Source organism: Bacteroides sp. GM023 (assembly GCF_014750685.1).
Taxonomy (GTDB): Bacteria; Bacteroidota; Bacteroidia; order Bacteroidales; family Bacteroidaceae; genus Bacteroides.
This window is the reverse complement of sequence record NZ_JAAXGE010000003.1, coordinates 834,371-850,443: the sequence shown is the minus strand read 5'-3', so window position 1 is coordinate 850,443 and position 16,073 is coordinate 834,371. Positions and strand designations below refer to the sequence as shown.

11 protein-coding genes are annotated in these 16,073 nt (G+C 41.3%); 8 read left to right on the top strand and 3 right to left on the bottom strand.

Translation table 11 applies throughout. The features are described 5' to 3' along the window. Positions 1 to 127 precede the first annotated feature (127 nt). From HC965_RS10165 to HC965_RS10150, 4 genes are all read left to right on the top strand, one after another. A complete protein-coding gene (locus tag HC965_RS10165; RefSeq protein WP_191031370.1) occupies positions 128 to 619 on the top strand; it encodes a hypothetical protein in 492 nt (163 codons plus the stop codon). A gap of 2 nt (positions 620 to 621) precedes the next feature. Further along, positions 622 to 1,116, top strand: a complete 495-nt coding sequence (locus HC965_RS10160; RefSeq protein WP_191031369.1) for an SMI1/KNR4 family protein — start codon at positions 622 to 624, stop codon at positions 1,114 to 1,116. Positions 1,117 to 1,193: 77 nt separating this feature from the next. After that, complete coding sequence (locus HC965_RS10155; RefSeq protein ID WP_191031368.1) at positions 1,194 to 1,670, top strand: hypothetical protein; 477 nt, start codon at positions 1,194 to 1,196, stop codon at positions 1,668 to 1,670. A 39-nt stretch (positions 1,671 to 1,709) separates the two neighbouring features. Further along, positions 1,710 to 1,976 carry an immunity 17 family protein gene (locus HC965_RS10150; RefSeq protein WP_191031367.1) on the top strand — a complete coding sequence of 89 codons (267 nt, stop codon included), beginning with the start codon at positions 1,710 to 1,712 and terminating at the stop codon, positions 1,974 to 1,976. A 60-nt stretch (positions 1,977 to 2,036) separates the two neighbouring features. Here the strand turns inward: HC965_RS10150 and HC965_RS10145 are convergent, their stop codons facing one another. Further along, a complete protein-coding gene (locus HC965_RS10145; protein ID WP_191031366.1) occupies positions 2,037 to 2,570 on the bottom strand; it encodes a GNAT family N-acetyltransferase in 534 nt (177 codons plus the stop codon). A gap of 183 nt (positions 2,571 to 2,753) precedes the next feature. Here HC965_RS10145 and HC965_RS10140 point away from each other — a divergent pair, with 183 nt between their 5' ends. After that, positions 2,754 to 3,515 (top strand): CDGSH iron-sulfur domain-containing protein, encoded by a 762-nt coding sequence (locus HC965_RS10140; RefSeq protein WP_191031365.1) that lies wholly within the window; start codon positions 2,754 to 2,756, stop codon positions 3,513 to 3,515. Positions 3,516 to 3,634: 119 nt separating this feature from the next. Here the strand turns inward: HC965_RS10140 and HC965_RS10135 are convergent, their stop codons facing one another. Next, entirely contained in the window at positions 3,635 to 6,067 is a 2,433-nt protein-coding gene (locus tag HC965_RS10135) for an ATP-binding protein (protein ID WP_191031364.1), read from the bottom strand. Positions 6,068 to 6,287: 220 nt separating this feature from the next. On the opposite strand from HC965_RS10135, the gene HC965_RS10130 reads away from it, so the two are divergent. The 3 genes from HC965_RS10130 (at position 6,288) to HC965_RS10120 (ending at position 14,317) form a co-directional block, all read left to right on the top strand. Then, positions 6,288 to 8,987 carry a hypothetical protein gene (locus HC965_RS10130; protein WP_191031363.1) on the top strand — a complete coding sequence of 900 codons (2,700 nt, stop codon included), beginning with the start codon at positions 6,288 to 6,290 and terminating at the stop codon, positions 8,985 to 8,987. Positions 8,988 to 9,038: 51 nt separating this feature from the next. After that, positions 9,039 to 13,238, top strand: coding sequence for a malectin domain-containing carbohydrate-binding protein (locus HC965_RS10125; protein ID WP_191031362.1), 4,200 nt, complete (start codon positions 9,039 to 9,041; stop codon positions 13,236 to 13,238). 233 nt (positions 13,239 to 13,471) lie between these two features. Beyond that, positions 13,472 to 14,317 (top strand): AraC family transcriptional regulator, encoded by an 846-nt coding sequence (locus HC965_RS10120; protein WP_191031361.1) that lies wholly within the window; start codon positions 13,472 to 13,474, stop codon positions 14,315 to 14,317. On the opposite strand, the gene HC965_RS10115 is transcribed toward HC965_RS10120, so the two are convergent. Further along, positions 14,314 to 15,816, bottom strand: coding sequence for a PAS domain-containing sensor histidine kinase (locus HC965_RS10115; RefSeq protein WP_191031360.1), 1,503 nt, complete (start codon positions 15,814 to 15,816; stop codon positions 14,314 to 14,316). The two genes, HC965_RS10120 and HC965_RS10115, sit on opposite strands and share 4 nt — an antisense overlap. Positions 15,817 to 16,073 lie beyond the last annotated feature (257 nt).

Below are 16,073 nucleotides of genomic sequence, written 5' to 3'. Positions count from 1 at the left end.
GCTGATTGCGAACGATTGAAACACAAGGTGACACAAGTAGCCTAATACGTTGTACAACCGTTGACGGTTTTCTTCAAGAAAAATCTACTTGTTTCTTTTGTATGTGAGCATATAAAAGTGTAATTTTATGGTTTTCAATAATATACTTACAATTGTATTAGATAATATATTGATAAACAGTAATGTGAATAATATAGAGATGGATATAGAACAATTGACAAAATTGACAATGCGAGATAAGCAGGTATATGCGGCAAAGTGTCTGTATACTTATTGCGGTCATTTTAATATAGTAGATGATTCTATTGATACTTTGATAGAACACCTATATGCAATCAAAGTCTTTGATGATTTGAGTAAATGGGAATCTATCGGGGCAAAGTTAGAATTAACGGGGCGAGGTGACCCGTTACCTGATTCATTATTAACTCGAATTCCTAAAGAACGTTTGGCTGAATTTAGTCTGTTACACGAATATGTTGTTGAGGTGGGGTTAGCGGATATGTATGGAGCAGATTCAAACCAATCATTTGAGTACCTTCTTAAGTGTATCGAAATTCTGCAAAAGAATACAATTGCTTTGCCTGTCTACTCTAATATTAATAGCAGAAAAATATAAATATGATTGAAGAATTAAAAAACACAGGATTTATTGTTACAGAACGGTCAGAAAGGAAAGAACTGCTTTCTGATTTTCGAGATCGGTATTCAAATCTTCCTTCTGACTATCAGGAGTTTTTGCAACAATTTCAAACCATCACTAATAAAAGCGATAATGTATGGTTCAATTCCATTGAGGACTTTAATGGAGAAAGCGATAGCGGATTCCGTTGGAATGAGTTTGAGGTGATGGGGCTTGACGCATTGAAAGATGACGAGGATGCTTGTGATATGATCTGCCAATTTTGGAATAATCATATTCCTATTCTTATGTCTGTAAAGGGCGAATACCAATATTTATGTATAGATTTATCACCGGATAATTACGGTAAGATCTATTATGGAGTTGAGCCTGAATTTGAAGAATCGGTAGTTTTTGTTTGTGGCGACTTCAATCAATTGCTGGAAATGTTGGCTTCTAATGAGAAAGAAGTTATACTCGCAAATTTCAAATAAATTTATAGTAAGCGGATAAATCGTCCTAATAGTCGATTATCCACCGGACGTTATTAAAATTCAAAAACACATAAACAATGGGAATATTTAAGACACTTGTAAATGACTTGGTTGGAATAGAGAAAGAATATGCGGTGAAAGATTTGGGTATCTTCACCTGTAAGGTCTGTAATTGGTGGAAGGATAAACAATATACATGGGGTGGCACAGTGCGATTACCCTTCTATTCAGAAGAAACCGTCATTCTGTTAGAAGGGGATGCATCTGCTCCGTTCGCGCAGCAATTATTGGAATTACAGACACTGCTGCAAAACTGGAAATCAATGATTACACGATTGGATAGTATGTTGCCTAACGAAAGTCGGTTGGCACACAAAGAAGAAATATATGTTTCCTGGCAGGATACATTTTATCCCGAAGCAATAAATCCGGCTATACCAACTAGTGATGGCTGGGAAATAACTTTTGCCAGGAAGGATGACTTGAAAGATTATTTTGACTTTATATGGAAAAATAACACTGTACGAGAATTGACTTTGGAGGTGGGCGCATGATGAATGATAATATCCTATATGCAAACTAACTTATAAAAGATGAAAAATGAACAGGATTTTTTTGCTCAACTGCCAAAAGAATATGTAGGGCTTGTTTTCGTAGCAGCAGGTGTTTTATTACTGGTCGGTGCTATCCGTCGGTGGAAATGGGTATTGGACATGACGGGGCAAAAGTCGAATAAGCCTTTTGCCTTCCTTTCTGTGATGCATGACTGGTTCGGGGAGAACGGAGTGCGTATAGGCATTATAATCATATCAGTACTTATCATCATTTGCGGGCTGGTGATGTTTGTTCTAATGAGATAAAGAAGGACTAATTTAAAAACCGTTGAATTTTGTAAGTATCAAATAAATAAACTATCATGCTCATTTTAATCCTATATGATAAACCACATGCCTGAATAAAGGATTTTCAGCAGGAACAAGTGGATGGTCAAATTCTTTCATACGTATCATTCCAATCTTTTGCATTACACGTTCCGAACGAAGATTCAGCAGAGAAGTGAACGAATACAGTTCTTTAATATCCAACTTTTGGCGGGTATATTTCAGGCAGGCATTTGCAGCTTCAGGAGCATAGCCATGTCCCCAATATTCATGTGCCAGTCGCCAACCAATTTCTACGCCCGGTGCAAAGTCGACATCAAATGTAATCTGATGTAATCCGGTGTATCCCATAAAAGCATGATCTTCTTTACGCTCTACGGCATATAAACCAAAGCCACAGGTTTGAAACTCTTTTTGAATACGCTGATAAAAAGCATAAGACTCTTCCTGAGATAATGGATTGAGAAAAAATTCCATCACATGAGGATCGGCATTCATACGGGCAAAAAATGGAATGTCTTCTTCTTTCCAGTCGCGGAGAATCAGTCGGGGTGTTTCTATGTAGTTTTGCATAATTACGATAATAATGTCTGCAAAGGTACAATTCTTTTTCCTTTCATCTACAAAGAATTGATTACATATATACCTTTATAGTCTGAAATTTTATAAACAAAGAATTTGCCAGAACTTTTTTGAATACCGCAGTGTTAGTAATAAAGGTTAACGTAATTAATTCACTCTTTAACGCGTATCATTATGACTAAAAAAGAAGAATTTCCAATCGAAGAGGGTAGTAAGGAAGCACCCGAACAATTCTACATTAAAATTATGGCTGACGGCCCGTATTTCGTTTATGGTAATCCGCCTATTGACCAGGAAATTATTATGCCGAATGCGGAAGGCTCTTCCTGGGTCTATCAAAAAGGAAAACATTTTGAGACATCCGAGAATCCTGTTCATTTGTGCCGTTGCGGCCATTCCAAGCATAAACCATTTTGTGACGGTTCACACAAAAATGCCGATTGGGATCCGAGGGAGACAGCTCCTCATCGTCCCTTATTGGAAGATGCAGAAGAAATAGACGGACCTGCCATGGTACTAGCCGATAATGAAAAGTACTGCGCTTTCGCCCGTTTTTGTGATGCACGCGGTCGGATATGGAATTTGGTGGAAAGGGCTGAAACGGAAGAAGAGCGCGAATTGGTACGTCGGGAAGCCGGACACTGTCCTGCAGGAAGATTAGTCGTATGGGATAAAGAGACAGAAGAGATATTTGAACCACCTTTCGTACCGGCTATCGGGATTATTGAAGACCCGGGTATCAAGGTGAGCGGCCCTATTTGGGTGAAAGGTGGCATCCGTATCGAAGGAGCCGACGGAAGAAGTTATGAAATAAGAAACAGGGTGACTTTGTGCCGTTGCGGGCAGTCGTCCAATAAACCGTTCTGTGATGGAACGCATGCCAGTATGCATTTTTGTGATGGTATTCCATTAGAAAAAGGGAAAGGGGAATGGTAAAAGGAAATCGGCTGCAAAAAATGCAGCCGATTTAGGTAGGGCACTATTCAATAATTTGTACTAACCATTTATAGAAAGTGCCCGTCCCTATATTGAATCTAGTTTAGTCAGAATCTAAATTAATCGGCAGCGTGATACGGATGTGTGAACCAAAAGCAGGAACCGACTCCTTCGGTTGATTCAACGCCGATTTCTCCATCCATTTGCGAAACGATACTTTTACAGATGGAAAGTCCGAGACCTGTACCCTGGATGAAAGTATTCAGTTTTACAAAACGCTCAAATACACTTTTTTGCTTATCCTCCGGTATGCCAAGCCCCGTATCGCGTACATAGAATTTAATTCTTTGATGTGACACTTGTTCGTATCCCAGTACAATGCTTCCTTGTTGGGTGAATTTCAGTGCGTTATTTATAAAGTTACTAATCACTTGTACAAATCTGTTTTTATCAGTGTAGATATAACATTCCGGCATCGTCTTCTCAAAAATCACTTCAACATCATCACTCACTTTCATGCTCATCGACTTGATAATTTCGGAACAAGTCTCGTTTACATCCACATTAGTATATACAAAGTTGAATGTTCCGGCTTCTATTTTAGAAAGGTCAAGAATGTCCGATATCAGTTGTAGGAGCAGTTCATTATTCTCTTGCACAATTTTGATATATTCCTGCCGTTCGTCCCTGCTGTCCGTCTCTGCCATCAGGCTGGAAAAACCGACAATAGCATTGAGTGGAGTACGGATTTCATGACTCATATTAGCAAGGAAAGCCGATTTCAGACGGTCCAGTTCCTCTGCCTTGTCACGGGCAATAATCAATTTCTGTTCAGTCTCCTTCAGTGGTGTAATATCATAATTGATACACAGCATATCAATAATTCCATCCTGCGGACGATAATCCTTGACCATCACATTGATGCTTGTCCATGTATATTTGCCGTTATCCCTGCAAACGCGGACTTCTTTGCGCAGGCTGGTAGTTTTTCCTTCTTTCACCTCACCCACAAATTTCTTCAGAACAGCCTGGTCTTCGGGAACTACATGGGCATACACACCGATAACTTGTGGCATGGGAATCCCTTCTTTTTCTCCTAGATTCCTGTACCATGTATTCTGGGCATATCCGTCTCTTGTCATCACATTGAAATGGGCAAATCCCACTTTGGCATAATCACCGATCAGAAGAAACAGATTCTCAAATTCCTGTATCTTAGTATATGCATTGGTGGTTTCTGTCGTATCAATATTGATAAACAGATAGTTGATAAACCGGTTTTGGGAGTCATATAGAGCAGTCACTTTCGTAGTGAGATTGATAACTCCTTTTCTGTGGCTCTCTACATATCGGTGTATCTTCGAAAAATCATAATTGATTGAGAAATTCACATCTTCTTTAGCTCTCAGCTTCTCCTTTACTTCTTCCGGGATATTGGGATTATCGAACAAGTTGACTCCCAATGCCTGACTTTTGTCGGTAAGCCCGAATATCTCAAGTTCTTTATCATTAGTATCAATCAGATAGCCTTCTTTATCATATAGTTCGATACCTGCCGGAAGATTTTTATAGATATTTCTCAGAATCTTTTCACTATTATCCAATGCCATGCGGTCTTCCTTTGCCTGAAGTTCCGATTTGCGCAGCTCTATGCAAATACTGATAATATTGGCTAATGAAGAAAACCACTGATGGTCGACATTGCTCCAACTACGGTCGGTTTGCACTATGTCAATGCCCATATATCCCCATACTTGATCCTTGGATAGGAGCGGAACAACCATCAATGACTTGATATTTTGTTCTTCCAGCATATAGCGATATTCCTGAGCTTCCGGCGGCATATCGTCCAATGTATTCAAGATAATAGATTTCCTTTCACAGATTTGGCTGTCCCACCAGGAAAAAGCATCCCATGGTACGTTTTGCAGATTTTCCCGTTCTTCGGAAACTCCTTGCGCAGTTGCTTCATATGTGCAGTTTTGTACCTTTTTTTTTCTATCTATTTCAACAATATAGGTGCGATCTCCCTCGAATTGTTTAAGGATATCTCCTAATATTCTATTAATCACCAGTGGTACATCATCGGATTGCAAAAAAGCAAGCAATGAATATGAAATGCTGTTCTGCTGGTAAAGCAAACTATTGACTTGCAGGAAATCTATGTTTTCATTTGAATGATCGACAGGGCGGTCTATACATTGCAGATAACCGATCATATTTCGATATCCTTCGTTATCCGGTTTTTGGAAACTGATTTTAGAATATACCCATCTTTCACCACCTTTAGCCCGGATGGGAAACATTTGTTCATAAGTTCCAAGATTCGAGAGAGACAGATATTCTTTTTTAAGACGCAACCGGTGGTCTTCACGTATTCTTTGGTGAAACTCCGTGAAACTGATACGATTACTGTCAAGACCGAGCAAGTCTACAATAAAGTCGGAGCAGATATATTCTTTATTTTTCAAATCTGACTCCCACCATCCCATTTTGGCCATTTGTGCTATCTGAAGGTACTTGTCATAGTCAAAATTTGATTGTTCATTCATATTGTTTGTTCCTTGTTTACTGTTTATGATTCGGGGGATTAGCTGGCAAATATAAGTATAACTTTTAAATAATGAGGGGCTTGCATACTCCTGTGGTGAGAAAATGGAAATCTGGTATCGAATAGTGGAAAAATAGACGAATGAGTACAAACAGCGGTTTATTTCGTCTTCTTCATAGACAAGAACTGAATTTATATAATTAATAATATATATCAGAAGAATGAAAAATACCAAATTATTCATGTTTGCGGCATGCACGTTTCTCTTAGTGGCGTGTGGCAAGCAAACCGTGAAAATTATGACTCCGCCGGATGCGTCCAATCGCGTATTGTTCGGCGCGGAGCAGTTACAGACTGCCTTGGATAAAGCCGGTTATCAGGTAATGATGCAACAGGGGGACACCACATTCTCCGACCCTGAAATCAAGACAATCTTATTGACGGAAGTCAATGATACAACCCTGAAAAAAGAAGGCTTCCATATTACGACCGCAGGCAACCTGACCAAAGTATCCGGCAGGGATGGAAGCGGTGTCATCTACGGATGCCGTGAACTAATAGACCGTGTGAACGATAATGAAGGGAAACTGAACTTCCCGGCCGAGCTAAAAGACGGCCCCGAAATGGTATTGCGCGGAGCTTGCGTCGGATTACAGAAAATGACGTACTTGCCGGGACACGGCGTATATGAATATCCGTATACACCGGAAAGTTTTCCCTGGTTCTATGACAAGGAGCAGTGGATTAAATATTTGGATATGTTGGTTGCCAACCGCATGAACTCACTGTATCTTTGGAACGGGCATCCGTTTGCGTCTTTGGTGAAACTGGAAGATTATCCGTTTGCGCTGGAAGTGGACGAGGAGACGTTCAAAATGAACGAGGAGATGTTTTCTTTCCTGACCGAAGAAGCAGACAAACGCGGTATCTTCGTGATACAGATGTTTTATAATATCATTCTTTCGAAGCCGTTTGCAGAGCATTACGGGTTGAAGACGCAAGACCGTAACCGTCCTATCACTCCGTTGATTGCCGATTATACGCGTAAGAGTATTGCCGCCTTTATCGAGAAGTATCCTAATGTAGGATTACTCGTCTGCCTGGGCGAAGCGATGTGTACGGTGGAAGATGACGTGGAATGGTTTACAAAAACCATTATTCCGGGAGTGAAGGACGGATTGCAGGCATTGGGTCGTACAGACGAACCACCGCTCTTATTGCGTGCGCACGATACGGATTGTAAGTTGGTGATGGATGCTGCATTGCCATTATATAAGAATCTCTATACCATGCATAAGTACAACGGCGAGTCATTGACGACTTACGAGCCTCGCGGCCCCTGGTCGAAGATTCATACGGATTTGAGTTCGCTTGGTTCTATCCATATCAGTAATGTACATATTTTGGCTAATTTGGAACCGTTCCGTTGGGGCTCTCCGGATTTTGTGCAGAAGGCTGTCACTGCCATGCACAATGTACACGGTGCTAATGCGTTGCATCTTTACCCGCAGGCTTCTTATTGGGACTGGCCTTATACTGCCGACAAATTGCCGAATGGAGAACGTGAGTTCCAGTTGGATCGTGACTGGATTTGGTATCAGACATGGGGACGGTATGCATGGAACTGTCATCGTGACCGTACCGATGAAATGGGTTACTGGAATCACCAGTTGGGTAAGTTCTACGGAACATCCGATGAGAATGCAAGCAACATTCGTGTAGCTTACGAAGAAAGCGGGGAGATTGCTCCGAAGCTATTACGCCGTTTTGGTATCACAGAGGGAAATCGTCAGACATTGTTGCTGGGTATGTTTATGAGCCAGCTTGTCAATCCGTATAAGTACACTATCTATCCGGGATTCTATGAAAGTTGCGGTCCGGAAGGGGAGAAGTTGATTGAATATGTAGAGAAAGAGTGGAATAAACAACCTCATGTAGGTGAAATGCCATTGGATATTGTGGCTCAGGTAATAGAGCATGGTGACAAGGCAGTGGCAGCCATTGACAAAGCAGCCGCTTCCGTATCGTCCAATAAAGATGAATTTGCACGTCTACAGAATGATATGCATTGCTATCGTGAATTTGCGTACGCATTCAATCTGAAAGTGAAAGCTGCGAAGTTGGTATTGGATTATCAATGGGGAAAAGACATTAAAAACCTGGAAGAAGCTATTCCGTTGATGGAGCAAAGCCTGGAGCATTATCGCAAACTGGTGGAGTTGACAGACGAGCATTATTTGTATGCAAACAGTATGCAGACCGCACAACGTCGTATCCCTATCGGTGGAGATGATGGCAAGAACAAGACGTGGAAAGAATTATTGGTACATTACGAAAAGGAGCTAGAGAACTTTAAAGCTAATCTCGTCTTGCTGAAAGAGAAACAGAATAGCAATGCGGTCGCTGAAACTGTGGAAATCACCGCCTGGACTCCTGCCGTTGTGAAACTCATGTCGAATTATCCGGGTGTAAAAGTCGATGAAGGTGTATCTTTGTTTACTGACCTTCCAGGCAAGATAGAAGCGATAGCTCCCGAACTGAAAGGAATGAAGGCTTTCCGTTTCAATGCAAACGAGCAACGTGAGAAAGGAACAAGCATTACTTTCGAGACGGATGCTCCTGTGAAACTGTTAGTTGCTTATTTCAAGGACGACCAAAAGAAGTATGCGAAAGCACCGAAACTGGAGATTGATGCTTCAGCCAATGATTACGGCCAGGCAGAGCCTGTGTTGACCAATGCAGTTCGTATCAATGGAATGCCGTTGGCTAATGTACATGCTTATAGTTTCCCGGCAGGAAAACATACATTGATGCTGCCGAAAGGGTATCTTCAGGTACTGGGATTCACCGCTTCGGACATGAAGTCCCGTAATGCCGGACTTGCCGGAGATGAAGAAACAATGGATTGGCTATTCTATTAATATCGAATGCTGTTCTATTAATATAGGATAATATTCTATCAATATTGAATAATGAAAAGATTATTACTGACAATCTCCTGTATTACAACTGCTCTGTCCGTATTTGCGCAACGTGAAGTTCCGCAAGAACGGATGGAACAGATTTACGAGGAGGTGAAGACACCCTATAAGTATGGGCTTGCCGTTGCTCCGGCGGATAATTATCATAAGATTGATTGTCCCACCGTCTTTCGGCAAGGAGATAAATGGCTGATGACTTACGTTGTCTACAACGGTAAAACCGGAATGGATGGTCGTGGGTATGAGACTTGGATAGCAGAGAGCGATAATTTGCTTGAATGGCGTACCTTGGGACGTATCCTTTCTTTCCGGGATGGAAAATGGGATTGCAATCAGCGTGGCGGTTTTCCCGCATTGCCGGATATGGAGTGGGGTGGAAGCTACGAACTTCAAACTTACAAAGGTCGTCACTGGATGACTTATATTGGTGGCGAGGGTACCGGTTACGAGGCTGTGAAAGCTCCGCTTTTTGTCGGCCTGGCATCAACGAAAGGAGATATTTCCACTGCACATGAATGGGACGCTTTGGATAAACCAATTTTGAGTATCCATGATAAGGATGCGCAATGGTGGGAGAAACTGACTCAATATAAAAGCATCGTTTATTGGGATAAAGACAAGACATTGGGAGCACCGTTTGTGATGTTCTACAATGCGGGCGGTCGCCATCCTGAAACGGACTTGAAAGGAGAGCGTGTCGGTATCGCTCTTTCCAAAGATATGAAGACATGGAAGCGGTATGCGGGAAATCCAGTCTTTGCACACGAAGCGGACGGAACGATTACAGGAGACGCACATATCCAAAAGATGGGAGATGTGTATGTGATGTTCTATTTCTCCGCTTTTGAGCCTTCGCGCAAGTATAAGGCATTCAATACGTTCGCCGCTAGCTATGACTTAGTGAACTGGACAGACTGGAAAGGGGCTGACTTGATTATTCCTTCTAAAAATTATGATGAATTGTTTGCCCATAAAAGCTATGTGGTGAAACATGACGGAGTGATTTATCATTTCTATTGTGCGGTGAATAATGCAGAGCAACGTGGCATCGCCGTTGCTACCAGTAAACCGATGGGGCGTTCTGCTGTTCGCTTTCCAAAACCGGAAACTAAGAACCGCAGACAAATCACAGAACTGAATGAAGGTTGGAAAACCTGGATTACGGAAGCTACTCATCTGAAAGGTAATTTCATGATGCCTGCAAAAACGGTGAATATTCCTCATAACTGGGATGATTATTACGGATACCGTCAACTTACACATGGGAATATGCATGGAACTGCCATGTATGTGAAAGACTTTACAACGGATGTAAAAGCCGGAAAACGCTATTTCCTGCGTTTTGAAGGAGTAGGTACGTATGCTACCATTCAAGTGAACGGACAGGACTTCGGTTGCCACCCTGTGGGGCGTACTACATTAACACTGGATGTTACAGATGCCTTGAAACAGGGAACAAACCGACTGGAAGTAAAGGCCGAACATCCGGAAATGATAGCGGATATGCCTTGGGTATGCGGTGGCTGTTCCTCGGAATGGGGATTCAGTGAGGGTTCTCAACCGTTAGGTATCTTCCGTCCTGTGGTGCTTGAAGCAACGGACGAGGTTCGTATCGAACCTTTCGGTGTACATATTTGGAATGATGAAAAAGCAGCGAATGTCTTTATAGAGACGGAAGTCAGGAATTATGGCAAGACGGCTGAAACGATAGAGTTAGTCAATAAATTGAGCAATGCGGATGGCAAACAGGTTTTCCGCCTGGTAGAGAAAGTCACTTTAGCTCCGGGAGAGATGAAACTGATTCGTCAGCAGTCTCCTGTTGAGAAACCTGTTTTGTGGGATACGGAGAATCCGTATCTCTATAAACTTGCCAGTATGATAAAACGTGATACGAAAACGACGGATGAGATTTCTACACCGTTTGGTATTCGCACTATCAGTTGGCCGGTGAAACGAAAGGATGGAGACGGTCGCTTCTACCTGAATGGAAAGCCGGTATTTATCAATGGAGTATGCGAGTATGAACACCAGTTCGGACAAAGCCATGCTTTCAGTAAGGAACAAGTAGCCGCAAGAGTGAAGCAAATACGTGCGGCAGGTTTCAATGCCTTCCGTGATGCGCACCAACCTCACCATCTCGATTATCAGAAATACTGGGATGAAGAAGGTGTTCTGTTTTGGACACAATTATCTGCTCACGTGTGGTATGACACACCGGAGTTTCGTGAGAATTTTAAGAAATTGCTTCGCCAATGGGTGAAAGAACGTCGCAATTCTCCATCGGTAGTGATGTGGGGATTACAGAATGAGAGCACATTGCCTCGTGAATTTGCACAGGAATGTAGTGAAATTATCCGCGAACTAGACCCGACCGCACGTACTATGCGTGTCATCACCACTTGCAATGGCGGGGAAGGTACAGACTGGAACGTGATTCAGAATTGGAGTGGCACATATGGCGGTGACGTGACTAAGTATGGTCGTGAACTCTCTCAATCCAACCAATTATTGAACGGTGAATATGGAGCCTGGAGAAGCATCGACCTTCATACGGAACCGGGAGATTTCGAAGTCAATGGAATATGGAGTGAAAGCCGTATGTGCCAACTGATGGAAACTAAAATTCGCCTGGCAGAACAGGCAAAAGATAGTGTCTGCGGACAATTTCAGTGGATATATAGCAGCCATGACAATCCCGGGCGTCGCCAACCGGACGAAGCATATCGTAAAATAGATAAAGTAGGCCCGTTCAATTATAAAGGACTGACCACCCCGTGGGAAGAGCCGCTGGATGTATATTATATGTATCGCGCGAACTATGTTCCGGCAGCTAAAGACCCGATGGTTTATCTCGTATCCCATACATGGACAAACCGTTTTGAGAAAGGCCGTCGCCGCGCCACTATCGAAGCTTATAGTAACTGTGATTCAGTATTACTATATAATGATATGACAAATGAAAAGGCAACTTTTCTGGGACGCAAAAAGAATAACGGAACAGGAACTCATTTCATGTGGGAAAACCGGGATATTCGCTACAATATCCTTCGTGCCGTAGGTTATTATAAAGGAAAGCCCGTTGCGGAAGACCTGATTGTGCTCAACGGCTTGGAGCAAGCTCCCGGTTTCGAAGTCCTTTACCAGGAAGAAAAGCCAGTATTGAAAGGCGAATCCGGATACAATTACGTATATCGTATCAACTGCGGTGGTGACGATTATATAGACAGCTTCGGCCAACTGTGGTTGCAGGACAATACAAATTATTCTCACTCGTGGGCAGAGAACTTCAAGGACTTGAATCCGTATCTTGCAAGCCAGCGCACTACTAACGACCCGATTCGTGGAACCCGTGACTGGAAATTATTCCAATATTTCCGTTTCGGCCGCCATCAGTTGGAATATCGTTTCCCGGTAGCGGACGGTACATACCGCATTGAACTGTATTTCATAGAACCCTGGCATGGAACAGGCGGAAGCGCTTCTACCGATTGTGAGGGATTGCGTATTTTCGATGTTGCCGTGAATGATTCGGTTGTGCTGGACGATTTGGATATATGGGCAGAAAGCGGACACGACGGAGTATGCAAGAAAGTTGTATATGCCACTGTGAAAGGTGGAATCCTGAAGATAGACTTCCCGGAAGTGAAAGCAGGACAGGCTTTGATTTCAGGCATTGCCATTGCTTCTACAGATATGAATATGAAACCGACGCTATTTCCTGCATCCGATTGGAGCTGGGAGAAAGTAAGTAAGGAAGTGATGGAAAAGACCCCGAAAGAACTTCTTCCCGAAGATAAGAACGCACGTGTCAGTGTAGCTTATGAAGCGGAAGCTGCTATACTGAAAGGTAAATATCAGAAGAAAGAACATCGGAAACAGACAGGGATATTCTTCGGCAAAGGAAAGGGGAACAGTATCGAGTGGAATATCTCTACCGGATTAGCACAAGTATATGCCCTTCGCTTCAAGTATATGAACACAACCGGGAAACCAATGCCAGTACGGATGAAGTTCATTGACTCCAAAGGAGTTATCCTGAAAGAAGACATTCTAACCTTCCCGGAAACTCCGGACAAATGGAAGATGATGAGCACTACGACAGGAACATTTATCAATGCCGGACATTATAAAGTTGTACTTTCAGCAGAAAATATGGAAGGACTTGCCTTTGACGCATTGGATATTCAATAAATCCTCCCCTATGAATTGAATTATCTTATTCATAGATAATAAAGAAACGGAACATAAAAAGCAAAATCAACTTTCTAATGTTCCGTTTCTTTATTTTGTCTCTTTCTTCTCAGATTGCTTTCTTAGAAATAGAATATAGATGTTATTTTTTTAAGATTCGATATTCTGATTTTAATTATTCGGAGAGTAAGTTTTAAATAATCTCTATATTTGAAATCAAAAACAAAATAACAATGGGAAGCGATATACCCAAGTATGATTTGCAGGTTGATTATATTGTAGGAGAAGGATTTGAAAGAGACTTATCGGACAGGTATATGAATTTTCCTTGCAAGATAGAATCCGGTTTCTTTATTTTATGTATGAAAGGAACTATGCGGGTAACAATCAATACTAATACATATGATATTGGCGGAAATGATTTAATGACTTTACCACCCAATTATTTTATGGAAATTCATAGCTGCTCACCGGATATTCAGATTTATTATGCCGGTTTTTCATCCCGCTTTATAGAGAGTATTAATCTGATGAAATCCACGCAACATCTTCTTCCGCTCATAAAGGAAAATCCTGTCATTAGATTATCTCAAACAGATGTCCATAATTATAAAATGTTTTATGAATCATTTATTTGTTCCTATAAATCGTCGTGGACGAAATCGAATAAGGAGATAATAAAAGCAGTTCTTACCATATTTATTCAGGGCGCAACGGAAATTTATAAAACGCAGAACGGGCTAAAGTTATTTTCTTCATCCAGAAAATCAGAAATTTATCAGGAGTTTCTACAATTGGTTATGAAATATTATACAATTCATCACGGGGCTTCGTTTTATGCCGAACTTCTAGGCATCAGTTTGCCACATTTTTGTTCATCTATCAAGAAAGTGACAGGAGATACCCCGTTAGAAATTATTGCTTCCGTGATTCTGATGGATGCCAAATCCCAATTAAAATCAACCAATGAACCTGTGAAGAAAATTGCCTTATCCTTAGGATTCAGCAATCTTTCTTTTTTTAATAAGTTTTTCAAGCAACACACCGGTGTCACTCCCCAGGAGTATAGGGAAAATTAGTATTCCCTCTGTATGTTCAATGGCAGTGTAACCACAAAGCGGCTGCCTTTTCCAGGTTCTGATGAGACGGAAATCTCTCCCTGTAAGTGCTCCACAATGGTTTTGCAGATAGAGAGTCCCAAGCCTGTTCCTTGCTTGAAAGTATTCACCTTATAAAAACGGTCGAATATCTCTTTTTGACATTCATTCGGAATCCCTTCACCAGTATCTTCTACGAATATCAGAACCGAATCTGCATGATTCGAATCCACTGTATAACCGAAATGGATATGCCCTTTTTCAGTAAATTTCCGGGCATTATTTATCAAATTACAGATTACTTGCTTCAAACGCGTGGCATCTGTGACAACATTGGTGTCAGCATCCGGCAGTAATGCTTTGATTTCTATTCCGGGAACAGGTTTCATTACTTGCTCCATTTCTATATCCCTTAACAGGGACTTAAGAGGATAATTTTCAAAAGTGAATTCTATTGTATTAGATTCGATTTTGGATAAGTCGAGTATATCATCAATCAGCCTTACCAAGTGCTCGCTATTGATGCTGATTAATCGTACGAAGTCTGCCCGTTCCTCGTCGCTCAGTTCATAATAAGTGGAAGCTATGACATCGGAAAAGCCGACTATCGCATTGAGCGGAGTACGAATCTCATGACTCATATTAGCGAGAAAAGCCATTTTGAGCTTGTCACTTTCTTCGGCCTTCTTGCGGGCTTCTATCAGTGTGTTTTCAATGTCTTTATATTCCTGAATACTCATGCAAATACCGACCAAACGATACGGATGTCCCAATACATTTGCAATATACGTGGATTGTCCTTCAAACCATTCCCACGTTCCATCTCCGCGATGTAAGCGAAAAGGGACAGGTTTTTCAAACGTCTCGATACCACTAAGTTGAATCTTGAAACCGTCAGCCATAGCCTGACGGTCATCCGGGTGAATCATTTCCACATATTCTTCCATCGTCAGCGTATTATTCATACCCGGAGTGATGCCTAAATGCTCAAAATAACGATAATCGAGTGTAAATTCACTTCGGGCTATATCATAATACCACGGATATATTTTAGTCCGCTGCAAAGCTGTGTTCAGAATATATTCCTGAGTAAGTTCCACTGTAATATTACGAAAAAAGAATAGAATACCTTTCAGTTCACCATCTTCTCTGACCGTCACGAATCGTCCGTTCACAGGAAATTGAGTATAATTGTTTTTCTCCTGAATATCTATGTGTTCGGGCAATGTGTATCCTTGCTCACCTTTGCGTAGACCTTCCATAACGACAGGAAGAATATTTTCTTTATGATATATCAAATTAATTATATTTTCTATTCGCAAAGGTTGGGTGGATTTATCAGGAAAAGATTTTATATGCAACTCTGTTTGTGCTTGCTGATTAAGTTGAGTCACCTCTCCGTCAGAGTTTAATACAAGTACTCCGTCAGGCAGAATATTCAATAACTCTTTGTCGTATTCTATTCTCTTATCAATATTCATCTTTATTTTGTTTTTATAGTCATACCTTCGACAATTCGAAGAATATATAACAAATAACGTGATTTTTTCGAGAAGTAGTATCGACCGGGCAGCTCTCTTTTTTCTCAAAATACACTTATTTGAATTAGCAATACTTCTTATGTTAATATGATATTCCGAATTTAATATTCGATGTTTCGATTTTAATTGATGATATCATATACAAGATTGATATAGGTTGATGGTAACTGTGGCAGTAATCACCGAATTTAGAATTT

What these genes read in the sequence shown, in the direction of transcription:
- HC965_RS10125 (WP_191031362.1), top strand. Translation starts at nt 9,039, where the DNA reads ATGAAAAGATTATTACTGACAATCTCCTGTATTACAACTGCTCTGTCC.
- HC965_RS10135 (WP_191031364.1), bottom strand. Translation starts at nt 6,067, where the DNA reads ATGAATGAACAATCAAATTTTGACTATGACAAGTACCTTCAGATAGCA.
- HC965_RS10155 (WP_191031368.1), top strand. Translation starts at nt 1,194, where the DNA reads ATGGGAATATTTAAGACACTTGTAAATGACTTGGTTGGAATAGAGAAA.
- HC965_RS10165 (WP_191031370.1), top strand. Translation starts at nt 128, where the DNA reads ATGGTTTTCAATAATATACTTACAATTGTATTAGATAATATATTGATA.
- HC965_RS10150 (WP_191031367.1), top strand. Translation starts at nt 1,710, where the DNA reads ATGAAAAATGAACAGGATTTTTTTGCTCAACTGCCAAAAGAATATGTA.
- HC965_RS10160 (WP_191031369.1), top strand. Translation starts at nt 622, where the DNA reads ATGATTGAAGAATTAAAAAACACAGGATTTATTGTTACAGAACGGTCA.
- HC965_RS10140 (WP_191031365.1), top strand. Translation starts at nt 2,754, where the DNA reads ATGACTAAAAAAGAAGAATTTCCAATCGAAGAGGGTAGTAAGGAAGCA.
- HC965_RS10115 (WP_191031360.1), bottom strand. Translation starts at nt 15,816, where the DNA reads ATGAATATTGATAAGAGAATAGAATACGACAAAGAGTTATTGAATATT.
- HC965_RS10130 (WP_191031363.1), top strand. Translation starts at nt 6,288, where the DNA reads ATGAAAAATACCAAATTATTCATGTTTGCGGCATGCACGTTTCTCTTA.
- HC965_RS10120 (WP_191031361.1), top strand. Translation starts at nt 13,472, where the DNA reads ATGGGAAGCGATATACCCAAGTATGATTTGCAGGTTGATTATATTGTA.
- HC965_RS10145 (WP_191031366.1), bottom strand. Translation starts at nt 2,570, where the DNA reads ATGCAAAACTACATAGAAACACCCCGACTGATTCTCCGCGACTGGAAA.